Raw genomic sequence first — 18,609 nt, 5'->3', positions numbered from 1 at the left:
GGGTCGTTTACTTTTTTAGAAATAACAAGGGCTGATCATTGCGAGCAATAACCAAATATTCCTGATCGCCGACGCTTAGCTTAGCGATCGAACGGCCGGGACCCGGGACATCGTAAAGTGGGTTGGTGGTTTCCTGGAAATGGCCCGTTCTATCGTTAATCAGCAGCACGCCATGCGAGGCGTCTAATCTACTTAATTGGGTACTAATTTCAAAGTTATTGCCTACCAAAAACAAGTCTTGAAACCCGTCTTTATTCAGGTCTTCCACCCAGATGTCATAGACTGATGATAATTGAGCGGTAAATGGTAATTCCAGGCCTTCGAAAGATCCATCACCTCCATTGATGTACACAGTACTGGCAAGTTGAAATACCTCTTTCCGTTTGGCACTTTTCAGGGCGGCAGACCCAAACAGCTCCTGAACAGAAGCCGCTGCGAAATCAGCATAGGACAGGTAATTCTTATTTATCTGTGGCAATTGCTTCACCAATTCGTCCTTTGAAGGCAGAACGGTCTCTACTCCTTGATAATAATAGGTCACTATGGGTTCAGTGTTACCATTTTGGTCAAAATCTGTAGAGTAAAGACTAACCGGCTGATTAACAGATGCCTGTAACCGGGAGTTTAGCCCCCAATTACCAGCAATGATATCAAGTAAACCATCCTCGTTTAGATCTGATACGGCGAGGCTTTGCCACCAGCCGTGGGTATTTTCCAGACCGGGAATAGGTTCTGATCGCAATTGACCATTCTCATTGGTCCAAACCTGAATAGCTGACCACAGTCCGAGGGTGATCAGGTCAAGATCTCCATCCCCATCCAGATCGGTCCAGTGGGCGTCAGTGATACTTCCTGACGACAACAAACCAGGAGCAATGCGCTCTGTCTGATCATCAAAATTACCTTGCCCATCATTGATCATAATAAAATGCCGAGGATCTGAGCCGAATTGTAAAGGAATAACATCTGCTGCGAACAGCAGATCCATGTCCCCATCTGCATCGATATCCGCGGGCCGGACTACTGATCCGTTCAATTGAATTCCGTCAAACTGAAGGCTGTCTTTTTGAAGAGTCCCGTTTTCGTTTCGGTAGAGTCGTGGTTGGATGTTAACGCCACTGGTAAATTCATTTCCCCCAGCAAGCACAACCAAATCCGGGTCGCCATCCGAATCGACGTCCAAAAACGCTTGATCAACATCCTCGGCCAAGCGATCCTCGATAAAAAGATCAGTTTGGGTTAATTCGAATTCACCACTTTCAAGTTGCTTCCATAATTGGGCAGGACTTCCTTTAGCCCCGCCGATAAAAACATCTTCCAAAGAATCGCCATCCACATCCGAAACAGAAACCGTTGGACCTTCGTTGGAAAGCGCATAAGGGATAAGCGGATCGCGGTTAAATTCCAAACTCGGATTATCCTGATGAACAGCAAAGAAAAGACCATCTGTATTTGTCAATGGACTATTTTTCCTGACCATTGGAATTTGCACTGAATCGGCTTCCGAATAAGCCAGTACAAGCTCCGGTGCCATAATGGGGTCAGTAATCAGTTGGGACTTCCCGTCCGGCCAGGTCACCCGTAATGAATCGATCGTTCGCCGTCCAAGACCAAAAGAAAGTACGGACGGTTGACTACTTAAATAGCCCCGGCTGGGATAATTTTCGCGAGTTAGTATCTGATCTTCGGTATAAACAACAACTTTGGTGCCTATACCTGCTCTGTTGAGGATGTCCCCTTGCAATTCCACCCGGATACTCTGCCGATCCGGGAACATGGAGTTGGTACGATTTTCCAAGATCTGAGCAGTCTCATTCACATTGTTGATCACTATATCGAGGTCCCCGTCATTGTCCAGGTCTGCTCGAATGGCTCCATTGGAAAAACTAGGTTCATCTCCTATCCAAGCCTCTGATGTGTTTTCGAAGGTCAGGTCACCTTCATTATTAAAGAAGTAATTGGCTGTGTGTTTGACCGGTATTTTGCTAATAAACTCCAGATCTCGTTCCGTCACTCCTTTACTCAGGGCCCGCTGAATATTTTCGTTCGCAATGAAGTTGATGAAATCCATATCATTGGTTGCACCCAGAATGCCGTTGGTCACATAGATATCTTGATTTCCATCCAGATCGAAATCGGCGATCAGGGGGCTCCAGGACCACTCCGTTGCCGAAAGTCCGGATAGATAGGCACTCTCGCTAAAACGGGCGTCCCCTAAATTGATCTGCAGTGTATTCTGCATATACTGAGGCGCATAGCCGTTCTTCAGATAATTGCGATAAATCTGGTAACTGAACTCCGTACCTGAAGATTTATAGGTTAGAAGATCCTCAGGCAACATATCAACGGATACGATGTCCATGTCCCCATCATTGTCTAAATCCCCGGTATCGTTCCCCATGGAAAAATGGGAGGTATGTCCTATTTGACCTTCTTCCAGGTGGATTACCTCTTTGAAGGTCTTGTCTCCCTGGTTTAAATAGAGATAATCGTTCTCAAAAAAATCGTTCCCTATATAAACGTCAGGGTAGCCATTCTGGTCGAAGTCGGAGATAGAGATACCCAGCCCATAACCAAATCGACTCTCAAAAATGCCACTGTCGGCACTAACATCTACAAAATATCCATCCTTGTTCTCAAAGAGCTTATCGCCCGATAAGGGGTCCGGCTGGGAACGTTGATCTCCCCTGCCATAATTCTGATTTGGATTGACCGAATGATTCATCAAGAATAGATCAAGATCGCCATCCAGATCGTAATCAAAGAATGCAGATTGTGTAGAGAAACCTTTGAAGTCCAGTCCATATTCAGCCGACATTTCTACAAACTCAGGCCAACCTCCACTTTCTGAACCTTGGTTGATGTACAAAAGATTATGACCCTGGATATGTTTATAATCCCCGAGCTTACTAATGTAGATATCCGGCCAGCCATCCTGGTTTATATCGACAATACTAACCCCGTTGGTCCAGTTCCCACTATTGTCTATTCTGGAAACATCGGTCTTATCCTCAAATTTAAGCTCTCCCAGATTCTTGTAAATACGGTCCTCTTCCTGATTGGAGGTAAAATATAGATCTAACTTTCCGTCCCGGTCAAAGTCCGCTGTTGCAACTCCCGCACCATTATAGAAGTAGATATAGTTTAAAATGTTTAGTTCTGGCGTAGTAGTAAGTTGATTGACGAAATCCAATCCGGTCTCATTGGCATTTCTATTCACAAAAAGTGTGTCTTCCGGCTTTTCATCCGCACAACCGGTTAATACGCCAATGCACAACAAGGCTGGCAAGTAGCACAACAAGCAGCCATTTAAGAATTTTGTGCTAAAATACATCTGATCCAAGTAAGGCATGTGGTGGGAAAATCAGCTTAATCGGAATTTGGGGAAGCTACAAAAAAAAACAGGTCGCCCAAAAGCAGGCGACCTGTAAAAAAATATAGAACAATATTAGTATCCTGGGTTCTGAACCAAGTTCGGGTTAGAAAGCAAGGCATTAATTGGAATAGGATACAGACGCTTCGTCTCGTCTCCTATAGATGCTTCATCCTTGAATTCCCAAGCACGAGTATACTGACCAAAACGCAGCATATCGTTACGTCTCCAGAACTCGTAGTATAGCTCACGTCCACGCTCAGCTAACAGATCAGCTTCGCTAACACTTCCAAGAGGCTGAGCCAGACGAATTGTTCGCAGCTCATTCACCATAGCAGTAGCATTTCCACCACTTCTCAGCATGGCCTCAGCTTTCATCAGGTGCACGTCAGCATAACGGAATACGATCTCGTGGTTTGCGAACGATCCATTTACAGGGTGATACTTGATGATACGAATACCCGTACGCTCATTGTTTCCACTCAGACCTGGTAGATCTCTTGTGAATACCAATGGATCTCCAGGACGATCTTTCAAAGGAGCACCGTTTACATCATACATTTGACCTACTAGGAATCCATAACCGATACCCAGGTTGGTCTCGTCTGCATTACCTGCATCTGGAACCCATCCACGACGCTCATCATCGGCGTCTCCAACGTAGTTAGAATCTGGAGCTCCACCGAAGCTATCATAGAACTCTGCAAGAGTGGTAAACCCATTCCATCCTCCTCCTGTATTATCAGGAGCAACGATGTTGTAGTGCATACCGTTCCAGATACGGTTACCAACAGAGGTATTTGCATACCAGATGGTCTCTGTATCTACATCTTCCTTAAAGATATCGAAATATCCAGACTGCAGACTATAACCATCATCAGCGATCTGGTTACATAGTGTAATTACATCTGCATAGGCTGGCGAAGCACCATAACGCTCAGCGTTCAAGAATAATTTGGCTAATAGGAAACGTGCTGTCGCTTTAGAAGCACGATTGTTATCACCACTTGGTCCTCGCGATGGAAGTCCTGCAATAGCAGCATTAAGATCCTCTGCGATGAACGCATAGGCTTCCTGAGCCGTGAATACCTGAGGGTTAACATCAGCACCGTCGTTCACTCCACGGAAAGGAGCTACACCCCACAAATCCAGTACGAAATACATACTGAAAGCACGCAGGAAACGGGCCTCAGCCTTTAACTCTTCCAAGGAACGAGTTTCACCTTCACCTATTATCGTACTCGCCGGGTCAATTACCTGCGTTGCACGGAATACATTTTGGTTTAAGTTGTTCCATGTGTTCAAAACAAATTGGTGAGTTGGACTCCAGGTGTGCGCGTGAAGCGTTCGCCAAATTCCATTATCTCCCCAGTCAGTTCCACGGGTTGGAACTAAAGTCTCATCTGTAGAGACCTCGTTCAAGGCAAAGAAATTTGCCTGGTCCCCTAATTGTCCGTATACACTATTGTACAAATCTTGCACGGAGGCTCCAACAGCAGCTACTCCACCAAAATCTCCACTAGTCTCTTCTGGAAATATCGAGTCTGTTTCTTCGATCTCGATATCACAAGAGACGACGAACAAGCTCATAATAGCAATCGCAAAGACAGCTTTTACGTGTGTTAAATTAATTCTCTTCATAATCATTTTTTTAGAAATTAGCATTTAAACCAAGGGTGAACGTTGTCGGTCTTGGATAAGCTCCATAGTCGATACCGAATACTGGTAGACCATTCAGTAAGTCTCCACCCGCAGGTGCAGAGCTAACTTCTGGATCTAACCCGGAGTAATCCGTGATTACGAACAAGTTCTGACTGGTTAGTGAAACGCCAACACGCTCGAATACTGAATCTTCCGCAAGTGGAATATCATATGAAAGGGTAACGTTTTGTAGACGAACAAAGTCTCCGCTTTCCAGGAAGCGAGTAGATACATCTGCAGCAGCGTCGAAAGACTCTCCAGCGTTCAACACGTCAAGTGGCACGTTACGTCCGGAACGGAATGCACCGGCAGTAAAGAAGGCGTTAGCCGTGTTGTTATAAATGTAATGCCCAAATTGTCCGGCAAAGTATGCAGACAGCGTCCAATTCTTGTAGGAAGCTGTGGTAGAAAGACCTGTGTTAATATCAGGTAAGGCACTCTTACCAACGAAATCCTGAACGTCAGTCTGGATAGGCTGACCAGTTGTTGGATCGAATCCTTGGAAATCACGCAAAAAGTAAGAGAACAATGGCTGGCCTGCTTTCAACTTCTGAGCGAAGGCTAGAGACAGACCCTGACCACGGATGGTACCAGCGTCAAATTCCCCCTGCAGATCAGTGATCTCGTTCTCGTTGTAGGCAATGTTGAAATTAACTCCCCAGTACCAATCGCCTGAGTCAACGATATCTGCTCCTAAACTGAACTCAATACCTTGGTTAACTACCTTAGAATCGGGTAAGTTCAAGAATACAAATGGCTGAGCCGCTGGTTGAGCGGATAATACTCGGAAAAGTAAGTCATTCGTTTCTTTGTAGTAAACGTCTACACTACCGTAAAAACGATCATTGTTGAACCCAAAGTCGATACCTCCAGCATACTGAATTGTCTCTTCCCACTTCAAATCAGGATTAGCAAATGCAACATCGGAAATTCCTGGAATATTTACGTCACCTCCATCTGATATTCCAACACCGCTAAAGCGTTGACGACGGAATTGATTTCCATATCCTAGACCTTCTTGGTTACCTGTTACCCCCACTCCCAAACGAAGTTTAAGCGTAGAGACGGAATCTCCGATAAAATCTTCGTTATGCATCTTCCAGGCAAAGGCACCAGACGGGAATACACCAGTTTGGTTATCCTCACCAAAACGTGATGAGGCATCAGCCCTTACTGTAGCAGTAAACAAATATTTGTCTGAAATATCAACGTTTACACGCCCGAAATAAGAGCGCAGTTCGTCGGTATTGTCAAAATAATCATTAACCAATGATCTTACCTGTAATCCACTGTTATTTCTGATGAAGTCAGTGACAGGTTGTGGATTTCCAGCTTCGTCGCGGTTATCCAGACCCAATCTGTTGATGAAAATTCCATCAGAGATATTAGGAGCGTAACCGTATTGCTGGTATTCTCCAGAAATACGACCCTCAAGTACGTCTATGGTTGACTCCATGTCACGGACCATTTGACGCATGTCTTCTGTATTGAATCCCCATGCTTGCGCATTGTATCCGTTTCTGTTAAAATCTTGCCAAGAGTAACCTCCTATAACATCAAGATTAACATTTCCAAACTGCTTGTTGTAACGAAGTGTTGCTTCTAGAAGTTGGTTTTGAGTTTCTAGTTGACCTATAGCTCCTACCCCATTACCAAAAGCACCTCTTCCAAAGTTACGCGCATTCGCTGAAGCAACATTAGATCTTTGTGAATCCGAGTAATCATATCCTAAATTAACCTTAGCGGTCAACTCTGGAATAATATCAAATTCAGCAGAGAAATTCAACAGGAAACGGTTTGTATTAGTCCTGCTTTCAGAATAAGCCAAAGCTGTTGCTGGACTCAACAAACCACCTGAGTTTGCGAAATCTGCATTAGTCGGCCAGGTTGGATTTGCTGAATACGCAGAACCTATCAAATCTCCTCGGAAACCGGCACTAGGACCGATAGCAGTTCCATCATCATTAACACGGGAAGCTGTTCCTTGAAATGATAATCTGAGGCGGTCATCGATGAACTTATGATTTGCGTTCAGTCGTCCTGTAATACGCTCAAGAGCTGTATTCTCTACAACCCCCAGGATCTTTCCGTAGTTAAAAGAAGCACGAACATTTCCATCTCCATAGTTGTTGGAGTAACCAATGTTCTGATCAGTAGAGACAGCTGTACGATAAATGAAATCTTGCCAATCAGTACTATTTCGGAAATTACGAGAGGCAACATCAAAACCAAAACGGTCGGTTTGGGCTAAGTACTCTGATGCCGAAAGTAAATCAAAAGTCTTACGCACTTTAGCTCTAGATATGGAGGAAGAAATATCCCATCTTCCACCTTGAGCTCCACGTCCTGATTTTGTTGTAATTAGAACAACTCCATTGGCACCACGAGATCCGTAGATCGCTGTTGCAGAGGCATCCTTCAAAATAGAAATACTTTCTATATCGTTCGGGTTCAAGAAGCTCAGTGGATTCTTTGCTCCGGCCGAACCTGCTCCGACATCACTACTCTCCGCTTGGGTCGCTTCACCAGATAATGGTACACCATCAACTACGAAAAGTGGATTGTTGTTAGATCGTACAGAGTTAGCACCACGAATACGGATATCGATTCCTGCACCAGGCTCACCAGTAGACTGGGAAACCTGTACCCCAGCTGTTTTACCTTGGATCAGCTGTTCTGCCGATAGAATGACCCCTTTGTTGAAATCTTCTGCGGTTACAGAAGCAACCGCACCGGTCGCATCTTTCACTGTAGTTGTACCATAACCGATAACTACTACCTCATTCAACGCCTGCACGTCATCCTGTAATGTCACGTTAATGGTTGACTGTCCGTTGACCGCAACCTCCTGGGTGGCATAACCGATATAACTAAATACCAGCGTCGCATCAGAAGCTACATTGTCCAGTGAATAGTTACCATCAAAATCCGATTGCGCCCCATTGGAAGTTCCCTTAACTATAATGTTCACCCCTGGGACAGGTCCTAGATTATCCGAAACGTTACCGGTAACGGTAGTCTGCGCTAATGCAGCACCGCCGAATAACAACAGGACGGGGACAAACAATAGTTTCATTAGTAGTTTGTTTTTCATACAGATTTTGGTTTAAGTTAATTTTAATTAATGTTCAATCGTTGTCTTTCAATCCTTGAAAACAATTGGTGTTTTTTGAGTTTTCCTACCTTAATATAGACAAAGTGCGCAGGCAACCAAATATAAAGGATTTCTTAATAATTTACTAAGATTGATTTTTTTTTGGAATTATAAAAAAAGACCTCTAAAAAGAACGAAATTCTGAACGAAAACGTTTTCGTAAACCCCTGTTTTTAGGGATATGAGAATGACTTAGGTCTCGATAAACAACCATTTTCAAAGCCCAAATGAAGTAAGATCTGTTAATTTAACAAGAATTTTCCTAAATCTAACTAAAACAATAATAGAAATTGGCTGCTATAGACTAAATATCAGCATCTTGCAAAAAGTTAAACAGTTCCGTGGATAAAATCTCGGGATTTGCACCGTCTTTTGACGCCACCATCGCACCCATTGCACAGGCTTTAGTGAGGGCCGATTTTGGATCATTACCTGACAACAATTCATTGAGTATGGTGGCCAGGAAAGAATCTCCCGCCCCAACCGTATCTCTGACCTGTACTTTGAACCCAGGATGGTGGAAGTACTTTCCTTGATAAAGCAATATTGCTCCGTCCTCCCCTAGGGTAACACAGACCGCATCAATTTGAAACTGTCTGGCTAACTCCCTGGCCAGGTTTTCAAAGTCGCCGGTCCGCCCCAACTCTCTGCTTATTTCGATTATTTCTTCGTCATTGAATTTCACAAAGTCCGCCTTCTGCATCATATCGATCAACAACTCATACTGGTAATGTGGAGCCCGAAGATTAATGTCCAACACCTTGAACTCTGCCTGCTCCATAAGTAACTGCAAACCTCTCCGTGAACGCTTATCCCTACAGGCCAGAGAGCCGAATACCAGCAAATCAATATGGCCCATTTCCTCCATGTCGATCTTATTTACTGTAATATCATCCCAGGCAACCGGATGAACGATCTGATAACTCGCTTTTCCTTCCTCATCCAGCTGGACGAGTACCTTACCTGTTGAAAGTTCAGGGTGAGTTTTAACGAATTTGGAGATTACATTGCGCTCTTCCAGAAACTCCAGGATCTCATCTCCCTCTTTATCGCGGCCAACGGCACTTACCATGAAGACCTGATGACCAAAAGTTGCCAGTTTAGTGGCTACATTCAGAGGAGCACCACCTATTCTGCTGTTGTCAGGAAATACATCCCACAACACCTCACCAAAGCAAAATATACGACTCTGAGGCTTCACTAGTTCTCCGATCGAATGAGTTTCTTACTGAGCTCTTCTAAGGGAACTCCTTTTGTTTCGGGCATCATAAAGGCGACAAATAATAGCTGTAAAACCATGAGAATTGCGAAGATCATAAAGACAACACCCGCACCTATACTAGAAAAAAGCAGAGGCACAAAAGAAGGTATTAAAGCCGCGAGCACCCAGTGAGTCGAACATCCAAATGCTTGTCCATGGGCCCGCAGATGATTGGGAAAGATCTCAGACAGAAACACCCAGATCACTGCACCTTGACCAATGGCATGGGAAGCTATGAACAAAAAGAGAAAGATGGGCACCGCTAAACCCTCCCAATTCAGAAAGAACGCGGCCGATACCAGCGATAAGGAAATGATGTAGCCCACCGATCCCATGTACATCAGTTTCTTTCGACCTAATCGATCTATCAGGAACATACCCAACAAGGTGAAGACCAAATTAGTAACGCCTATACCAATACTGCTGAGCAAGGCGGTACTTTCACCTAAACCAGCCTCTTCGAATATCCTTGGTGCGTAATACAAGAAGGCGTTGATCCCGGAGAATTGATTGAAGGCCGCGATCAAAAAAGCCAATATTAAGGGAAATCTGTACTTGCGCATAAATATGCTTTCCTTGCTTCGCTCCTGGTGCCTGTCCCCGGAAACTTCCTCCACGAATTCCTCGAAGTTCCGATCGGGATAAACCAGCTTCATAACTTTCAGGGCTTCTTCTTCCTTTCCTTTGGTCAATAACCAACGAGGACTCTTCGGTATTGTAAGAACGAGTAGGGTGTAGATCAGCGCGGGGATGGCTTCGACCCCAAGCATCCATCGCCACGAATTTCCGCCCATGCCACTTAAAAGGAAATTAGAAATAAATGCGATCAGAATACCCAGAACGATGTTGAATTGATACAGAGCAACCAATCTTCCACGTTTGTCGGCAGGTGATATTTCTGTGATATAAGCCGGGGCAGCTATGGTAGATGCACCTACACCCAAGCCGCCTATAAAACGAAAGAAAGCGAAAGTAAACGGATCGTTAGCAAACGCACTCCCCAGAGCTGAAACGGTGTAGAGTATCCCTATGGCCAATAAGGTCTTTTTCCTACCCCATTTATTGGTTGGGAAGCTCCCAAAAATTGCACCGATAACCGTTCCCCACAATGCCATAGCCATTACCACTGTACCGTGAAAAGCATCGGAAGAGTCCCAAAGTTCTTGCAACCGCTGGTCTGCACCCGAGATCACCACCGTATCGAAGCCAAATAAAAAACCCGCCAGAGCGGCGGTAACAGACCATAACCAAAGTTTATCTTTCATCTAGAGGAAGTTTGATCCGATCAAATTAGGTAATTATTCTCAAATGAGAACGGCCAATCCCCAACCACCTAAACCACTAGAACTTTCGGAAGATCTTACTCTGCCAGGGCTGAAAATGCAGATCATTCGTTGCTCCCTCTACATTTGACAGCTCGAGTTGAAAATCCCGTGCATTCCAATCTTCCAAATCCCAAACCAGACTTTGGTCTGAACAATTGTGTACTACCAGAAAATCAGACAGGTCGTCCCATCTCCTGTAGGCATAAATGGTGGAGTGACCCCGATCAAGCTGTTGATAGTTACCATACACCAAGACAGGATTTTCTTTCCGAAAGGCAATCATCCTCCTATAAAAGTGTAATACAGATCCTGGATCAGTTTCCTGCAGATCAACATTGATATCAACATAATTAGGATTCACTCCCAACCATGGTTTCCCTTGAGTGAAACCGGCATTGGACTTATCTGACCATTGCATAGGTGTTCTGGCATTATCGCGGCTTTGCAGGTGTACAAGATGCATGAATTGATCCATATCCTCTCCCCGCTCTTCCGCTTCTTTCCAGTTCCCCAGGGTTTCAACATCATTGTATTCATCGATACTGGAAAAGGCCACATTGGTCATTCCGATCTCGTCGCCCTGATAGATATAGACCGTTCCTCTTAAGCTTAACAACAAGGCTGCAAAAAGTTTGGCAGACTCCTGCCAATAGGCAGAATCATTACCAAATTTGGACACCAATCTTGAGAAATCATGGTTGCCTAAAAATATACTACCCCAGCCTCCATCGGAAAGCAGGGAATCCCAGTCTGAAAAGATCTCCTTAAAGCGCTGAAAATCGACAGGGACAGGATCGTACTTACCTCCGGGACCACAGTCCATGAACATATGGTCAAAATGAAATACCATATTGAGCTCTTCCCGATCAGCACCCACATAATCCAAAGCGTTATCCAGACTGATTCCAGGCCCCTCACCCACCGTCATGATATCGTATTTGGACAATACCTCCCTGTTCATCTCCTGCAGGAATTCGTGGATTCGGGATCCATTGGCGTAATTATTATTGATAATGGAACCAAAGTCGTCTGTCTTGGCATCGGGGAAGTCCAGGTCTTTTGAGATAACAGAGATCACGTCCATCCTGAAACCGTCAACCCCCTTCTCAAACCAATATCTTATTACCTCTTGAATTTCCTTTCGGACCTGGGGATTTTCCCAATTCAGATCAGGTTGTTTCCGAGTGAACAGGTGTAGATAATATTCATCTGAAAGTTCGTCGTATTCCCAAGCGTTCCCACCAAAAAAAGATGGCCAGTCATTAGGTGGTCCATTCATCTTTCCCGGCTTCCAGAAATAATAATCCCGGTAAGGATTGTCTTTTGAACTTTGTGCTTCTTTGAACCAATGATGCTCATCAGATGAATGATTGGCCACCAGGTCCATGACCAATCTCATCCCCCTTTTGTGAATCCCTTCCAACAGTTGATCGAATTTTTCCATGGTCCCAAACTCAGGCATGATACCGCGATAATCGCTTATATCGTAGCCGTTGTCATCATTGGGCGATGGATAGACCGGGCAAAGCCAAATAATAGTCACACCTAAGGAGGCGATGTAATCCAGCTTCTGGATAATTCCTTGAAGGTCACCAATGCCGTCGTCATTGGAATCGTTAAATGAGCGTGGGTAGATCTGGTAGACAATTCCTTCCTTCCACCAAGTTCGAGCCTGAGACATAGATCGATTTTATAGGATAGATGATACTAGTTTATCGCCACCAGATCAGATCAACAAGAAAAATATGGCAACGATGGCCAAAAATAAGATAAATGCCCACAGTTTGTAGTTCTGATACCAGGCTAATCCTTGGTTGTCCTGATCGATCAGTCCAGGCTGATAGGTATAGTTCCTGATCACCTCCTCAGAAGGTGCAGCTGCCCGATTACTAAAGAACACAAACAGTATGGCGGACACCAGGACGACTATACCCGCATTAATAGTGAAATGAATAGGCCACAATCCAATTTGTCCGAGAGCAAATAGAAGTATTCCCAAGGCAGTACCCCAGATCAAGGTCTGATAGGCTCCATGGCCATTTCCTCGTTTGTAAAAGATACCGACAAGGAACAATACAACTATGGGCGGAACAAAGATGGTGTACATCTGCTGCAGGTAGGACCAAAGTCCTCCAAAGTTCTCGATCATGGGGGCCCATAAAGCGGCAATGACCATCAAAACAAGCGTTGAGACCCGACCATAATAGGCTATCTTTTTCTGAGTGATGTCCGGCTTCCTGGGTTTTATAAAATCGATTACAATAAGTGTGGAAGACGAATTCAGTGTGGAATCTACACTAGACATGATGGCCGAAATCAAACCGGCAAGTACTAAGCCGATCAAACCAACCGGCAGTGCTTCAAGGACCATGGTTGGGTAAACCATATCGGACTTCTCAATATCTGTATAGATGCTGATTGCCATTGCACCTGGGATCACCATGATAAAGAGAGGGATCAGTTTTAGGAACCCTCCAAGTATAACACCCCATCTGGCATGACGGACATTCTTGGCCCCAAGCACCCTTTGGACTATATACTGGTTGGTGGACCAGTACCAGAAACCTAACAGTGGCACCCCAAGGAACAAACCTGGCCACGGAAGAGTTTCGTCATCTATTGGACGGATGATGGAAAAATGACCTTCGGGCGCAGCAGCGATCATATCACTAATGGAGAAGTTCAATTTGCTAAACATGATGTATGTCAGAATGCTGCTTCCAACGATTAGAATGATAGCCTGTAAGGTGTCGGTATAAACCACAGCCTTTAATCCACCCATAGCCGTATAAAGACCGGCTACTAGCGCCAGAACGATGGTCGTTTGCCAAATAACGATGTCCGGAAAGAAGGTCTTCAGTACGATGGCACCTGCGTAGAGTCCACCCGCCGTTTCGACTATGATACTTGTAAAAATTGTTACTACAGAAAAGAACACCTGCGATCTGCGATCGAAGCGCTTGGCAAGGAATTCTGGAATAGTCGTTATCCGTGAATTTAGATAGAGCGGAACAAAGATCAGAGCTGCGATGATCAGTGGCAGACCGGATATCCATTCATAGACCGACTGAACGATCCCACTAGAATAAGCTGCACCCGTAAGCCCGATTATGGTTGTACTGGATATGTTACTTGCGAAGAGTGACAGACCGATCACACCCCAGGTGAGCGTCCTTCCACCAAGGAAGAGATCATCTCCGGATTTGGTCCTTCTGGCTACCCAAAAACCGATACCGAGAATGAGCACAAAATACAAGCCAATGATCCCAAGATCCAGATCGCTGATCAACTTATCCATAGTTTCGTTTTGTTTCGTTTGAGCGCTAATTTAAATAAAATACAAAGAAAACAAAAGCAAGAAGAAAATAAATCCAACGGCTATACAGGCTTAATATTTCATGATCTTTTTTACCTTCGCTTCTACGCCTTTTGGCCTTTCTTAAACTAAGAGAAAAGCATGCAAATTGAACAGCAAAAGCTATTAGATCGCTTCCTGAAATATGTGCAGATAGACACCGAGAGCGATCCAGCTAGTGATAGTACGCCAAGTACGGAAAAACAATGGGACCTGGCCAGAGAATTGGCCCTAGAACTGGAGCGAATAGGTATGAAAGATGTGACCATTGACCAGCGCGCTTATGTGATGGCCACCTTACCCTCGAACTGCGACCGAGACATCCCAACTATCGGTTTCATCTCTCATTTTGACACCACTCCAGATTTTACGGGCGCCAATGTGAATCCTCAACTGGTTGAGAACTATGACGGTAGCACAATACAGTTAGGTCAGAGCGGTAAGGTCCTTTCTCCTGAAGATTTTGAAGATCTGCTCATATATAAGGGTCAGACCTTAATCACCACAGATGGTACCACTTTATTGGGTGCCGATGATAAGGCCGGTATTTGTGAGATCATCTCGGCAATGGAATATTTGATCCAGCATCCGGAGATCGAGCACGGAACAATAAAAGTTGGGTTTACACCGGATGAGGAGATCGGCAGGGGAGCGCATCACTTTGACGTGGAAGCATTTGGGGCAGATTGGGCCTATACCATGGACGGAAGTCAGATTGGCGAATTGGAATACGAGAACTTCAATGCGGCCGGAGCTGTGGTCACCATCGCCGGGAAGATCGTTCACCCAGGCTATGCCAAAGGAAAAATGGTGAACAGTATGCTTATCGCGCAAAATTTTATCGCCAGTTTACCGGAATCGGAAACTCCTCAAAATACGGAGGGTAGAGAAGGTTTTTTCCATCTTTATGCTATGTCTGGAGGAGTAGATGAAACAAAGCTCGAATACATCATACGGGATCACGACAAACAGAAGTTCGAAATTCGAAAATCAAGGCTTAAGGCTTTGGCCGAGGAGATCAACAGCCGCTTGGATCTACCCAGGATTCATGTTGAGATCAAGGATCAGTATTACAACATGCGGGAGAAGGTAGAACCGTTGATGCATGTCGTGGAGATAGCGGAGAAGGCCATGTTGGATGCTGGTATCCAACCTCTGATCAAACCGATACGAGGTGGAACGGATGGTTCACAGCTAAGCTATATGGGACTTCCCTGCCCCAATATATTTGCGGGCGGGCATAACTTCCATGGACCTTATGAATATGTGCCATTGGAAAGCATGGTCAAGGCTGTCGAGGTAATTGTAAGGATAGCGGAAATAACCGCTTCAGGGAAATACAGGTCATAAAAAAGGCCTTCAACTTGAAGGCCTTTTTTTATTTCTTCTCCGGTTCGTTGAGCTTTTTGCTCATCTCCATCGAGATGGCAGATCGCTCGAATTTCATCTTACCGGCCCCCGATTCGATAATACAGGTACCATCGTCATTGAGGTTCAGAATTTTTCCATGCATCCCGCTCTTCGTTACAACCCGGTCTCCCTTTTTGAGGTCGGCCGCAAATTGCTTTTCCTGTTTGGAGCGTTTCATTTGTGGGCGTATCATGAACAGATACACCACTAGAAACATCAGAATAAGCGGTGCAAAACTCTGTAGTTGTTCCATAAATCAGGCGATAACCGAATTACTGAGTTTGTACAGGTGCTCCGGCTGCTCCATCCTTAGGCTGAACAAAAGCCTTGATCTTGATGGTCTCTTTTCCCGCCTGGGTGTTGGCAGTAATGGTAACTGTTTTACTTACTTGGTTCTTACCGCTACCATTGAACTTAACCAACATCTCACCAGTCTCTCCTGGAGCTACAGGGTCCTTGGTATACTCTGGCACAGTACAGCCACAGCTACTCTTAGCATCAACGATCACCAAAGGAGCTTCCCCGGTGTTCTCAAATTTAAAAACGTGCTCTACATTAGTTCCTTGGGCGATCTCACCAAAATCAAATTCGGTCTCGGCAAAGGTCATTACAGGAAATTTCCCGGCATCCGCATCACGATCGGCAGCTGCTGCTACATTTTCTTCATTGACTTTATCTGCAGCGTTCTCTTTACAAGATGTAAAAGCGAAAACTGAAGCTATCGCCAGCATTAAAATCGATTTTTTCATAGGGTCAAAATTTTGGTTTAAAGCGTGGCTAATGTAGGTATTTTTTTAGGATTATTGAAGGCCCCGCCCAATTTTGTTCAAGCTTCCATCCGCTGTAAAATCCTTGACAAGCTTGTCTAAAATACCGTTCACAAACAAGCTGCTTTTAGGTGTGGAGTACTCCTTGGCGATCTCCAGATATTCATTGATAGTAGCTCTCACTGGTATGGATGGAAAATACAGGAACTCCGCTATCCCCATTTTAAGAATGAGCATATCGATCTCGGCGATACGCTCTTTGTCCCAATTGGGCGTCTTTCCATCAATGATCCCGGTTAGCTTATCATCGTTTAAAATGGTCTTGCGCAACAGGCTCAACGCGAATTCTTTGTCATCTTCACTCTTGTACTGAGCCGGAACAACCAGTTCGTCTATGTTTTGAGCATTCATTTTGCCCAATGCCCTGACAAGGGAGGTGTTTACCAGGGGGTAATCGTCCAACCAGGTCAAGCGCTTGTCTTCTAAATAATCGTATAGCTTGTCATCCACGGCTACGATCTGCTTGTATACCCGTACGACAAACTCCCGATCTTGTTTGAAGTTGTGTTCGTCCTCCAGAAGATAGTCGCGATACCAATCGGTCTTTCGGAGATTCTTAAAGAGAATGGCCACATATTCGTCATCCTGCTTCCAATAGTTCAGCTTGTGTTTCTTGAGATAATCGGCCAAGGCCTCGGACTCCCCTAGAACCGTTAACAACTGATTATCGACAAAAGCCCGACTGGGATTTTTCTCCTCCTGTGTGGCCAGGTGTTTGGCTTTAGACTTTTCCAGGTAGGACTCTGCTTGGTTTCTGAGCTCGACCAACATCTGTAGGAGCAGCACTTGAAGCTGCTGCATCTGTTCCATACTGTAGACTAGGAATTTCTCCTGTTTTTCCAGATCTGGTCGATCAGACTGGTGCATAGCGTAAAGCGATTGAAGGACCTTTACCCTGATGTGCCTGCGTGTGAGCATTTTGTACGAAGAACTTAGTTAAAAAAAACAGCGCACCGAGTTCTGCTCAGTGCGCTGCAAAGATACTTTCTTTTGTCGTTGTATCAACTATTTTTTCGAGCCGCTATTCGATCTCTGGCTATCTCCATGGCAGCGGCCTGAGCGGTCATGCCCTGGCTTTCAGCTTTGGTCAGGATCTCTAAAGTGGTATGATAGATATTCTCGGTCTTGCGGATGATCTCCTGACGACCATAGTTCTCTAGCTCGGCATATACATTGATAATCCCTCCGGCATTGATCAAGAAGTCCGGGGCGTAGATTATTCCACGCTCCATCAATTCCCTACCGTGCTTCTCCTCTACCGCTAATTGGTTATTCGCGGCTCCGGCAATCACTTTGGCCTTAAGTTGACCGATAGTACTGTCATTCACTGTAGCTCCCAAGGCACATGGCGCATAGATATCCATATCCTCAGTATACAGGTTATCTCCCTCGTAGATAGTAGCACTATACTTATCCCGGACTTGCTCCAAGCGGTCCTGGCTGATATCGCTGATAAATACTTTGGCTCCTTCATTACTGAGATGCTCCACCAGAGACTCACCGACATTCCCAACACCTTCTACGTAAACTATCTTATCCTCCAATACATCCGAACCATAGGCATATTTGGCTGCGGCCTTCATACCCATAAAAACGCCATAAGCTGTAATGGGTGATGGGTTACCAGCGCCACCCAATTCCTGGGAAATCCCTGTGACGTAAGGAGTGACAGACCGGACCAGGTCCATGTCTGCTGTGGCCATCCCTACATCTTCTGCAGTGATATAGCGCCCACCAAGCGAGTGAACGAACTCGCCGAATCGCAACATGAGCTCCGGAGTTTTCTGAGTAGCCGCATCACCGATGATCACAGCCTTACCACCACCTAAGTTCAAGCCGGTGATCGCAGACTTAAAGGTCATACCGCGAGAGAGTCTCAAAACATCATTGAGAGCTTCCCATTCGCTATTGTATGCCCACATTCGGGTTCCACCTAAAGCCGGCCCAAGGACCGTATTGTGAATACCGATGATTGCCTTTAAATCGGTATCTTTGTCATGACAAAAAACCACCTGTTCGTGGTCGTCAAAGGAGAGTTGCCCAAAAACTGGTGCAACTTTCTTTAGATCATTGGAACTAACTACTTCCGTCAACATAGTATCAAATTGTTAAATCCTCAAAAAGGTAGTACAAAACTAGACGAAATGTAAGGATTTCACAATGGATACGATGTTAAAAGGAAAATTTGTTAATAAATTCAGGT

12 protein-coding genes are annotated in these 18,609 nt (G+C 45.0%); 1 reads left to right on the top strand and 11 read right to left on the bottom strand.

Going from position 1 to position 18,609, the window contains the following annotated elements; genetic code table 11:
* Positions 1-7: 7 nt before the first annotated feature.
* The 7 genes from BST85_RS02660 to BST85_RS02630 all read right to left on the bottom strand — a co-directional run bounded on the left by BST85_RS02660 (position 8) and on the right by BST85_RS02630 (position 14,112).
* A complete protein-coding gene (locus BST85_RS02660; RefSeq protein WP_104813875.1) occupies positions 8-3,334 on the bottom strand; it encodes a VCBS repeat-containing protein in 3,327 nt (1,108 codons plus the stop codon).
* A gap of 114 nt (positions 3,335-3,448) precedes the next feature.
* Entirely contained in the window at positions 3,449-5,014 is a 1,566-nt protein-coding gene (locus tag BST85_RS02655) for a RagB/SusD family nutrient uptake outer membrane protein (RefSeq protein WP_245917619.1), read from the bottom strand.
* Positions 5,015-5,024: 10 nt separating this feature from the next.
* Positions 5,025-8,168 (bottom strand): SusC/RagA family TonB-linked outer membrane protein, encoded by a 3,144-nt coding sequence (locus tag BST85_RS02650; protein ID WP_104811847.1) that lies wholly within the window; start codon positions 8,166-8,168, stop codon positions 5,025-5,027.
* Between the two features lie 364 nt (positions 8,169-8,532).
* Complete coding sequence (locus BST85_RS02645) at positions 8,533-9,429, bottom strand: carbohydrate kinase family protein (protein ID WP_181039940.1); 897 nt, start codon at positions 9,427-9,429, stop codon at positions 8,533-8,535.
* Positions 9,429-10,754 (bottom strand): sugar porter family MFS transporter, encoded by a 1,326-nt coding sequence (locus tag BST85_RS02640; RefSeq protein WP_104811845.1) that lies wholly within the window; start codon positions 10,752-10,754, stop codon positions 9,429-9,431. Before BST85_RS02640 ends, BST85_RS02645 begins: the two co-directional genes overlap by 1 nt.
* A gap of 76 nt (positions 10,755-10,830) precedes the next feature.
* A complete protein-coding gene (locus BST85_RS02635) occupies positions 10,831-12,495 on the bottom strand; it encodes a glycoside hydrolase family 13 protein (protein ID WP_104811844.1) in 1,665 nt (554 codons plus the stop codon).
* Positions 12,496-12,540: 45 nt separating this feature from the next.
* A complete protein-coding gene (locus BST85_RS02630) occupies positions 12,541-14,112 on the bottom strand; it encodes a sodium:solute symporter (protein WP_104811843.1) in 1,572 nt (523 codons plus the stop codon).
* Between the two features lie 159 nt (positions 14,113-14,271).
* Here BST85_RS02630 and pepT point away from each other — a divergent pair, with 159 nt between their 5' ends.
* Positions 14,272-15,519 (top strand): peptidase T, encoded by a 1,248-nt coding sequence (gene pepT, locus BST85_RS02625; RefSeq protein ID WP_104811842.1) that lies wholly within the window; start codon positions 14,272-14,274, stop codon positions 15,517-15,519.
* 28 nt (positions 15,520-15,547) lie between these two features.
* Here pepT and yajC read toward each other — a convergent pair whose 3' ends face one another.
* The 4 genes from yajC to BST85_RS02605 all read right to left on the bottom strand — a co-directional run bounded on the left by yajC (position 15,548) and on the right by BST85_RS02605 (position 18,502).
* On the bottom strand, positions 15,548-15,832 hold the full coding sequence (yajC, locus tag BST85_RS02620; RefSeq protein WP_104811841.1) for a preprotein translocase subunit YajC: 285 nt from the start codon (positions 15,830-15,832) through the stop codon (positions 15,548-15,550).
* 19 nt (positions 15,833-15,851) lie between these two features.
* Positions 15,852-16,328, bottom strand: coding sequence for a DUF1573 domain-containing protein (locus BST85_RS02615; protein WP_104811840.1), 477 nt, complete (start codon positions 16,326-16,328; stop codon positions 15,852-15,854).
* Between the two features lie 51 nt (positions 16,329-16,379).
* Entirely contained in the window at positions 16,380-17,324 is a 945-nt protein-coding gene (gene nusB / locus BST85_RS02610) for a transcription antitermination factor NusB (RefSeq protein ID WP_104811839.1), read from the bottom strand.
* 83 nt (positions 17,325-17,407) lie between these two features.
* Complete coding sequence (locus BST85_RS02605; RefSeq protein WP_104811838.1) at positions 17,408-18,502, bottom strand: Glu/Leu/Phe/Val dehydrogenase dimerization domain-containing protein; 1,095 nt, start codon at positions 18,500-18,502, stop codon at positions 17,408-17,410.
* Positions 18,503-18,609 lie beyond the last annotated feature (107 nt).

The organism is Aureitalea marina (genome assembly GCF_002943755.1).
Taxonomy (GTDB): Bacteria; Bacteroidota; Bacteroidia; order Flavobacteriales; family Flavobacteriaceae; genus Aureitalea; species Aureitalea marina.
The sequence above is the reverse complement of the archived record's forward strand: the minus strand, read 5'-3'. Positions and strand labels throughout refer to the sequence as shown.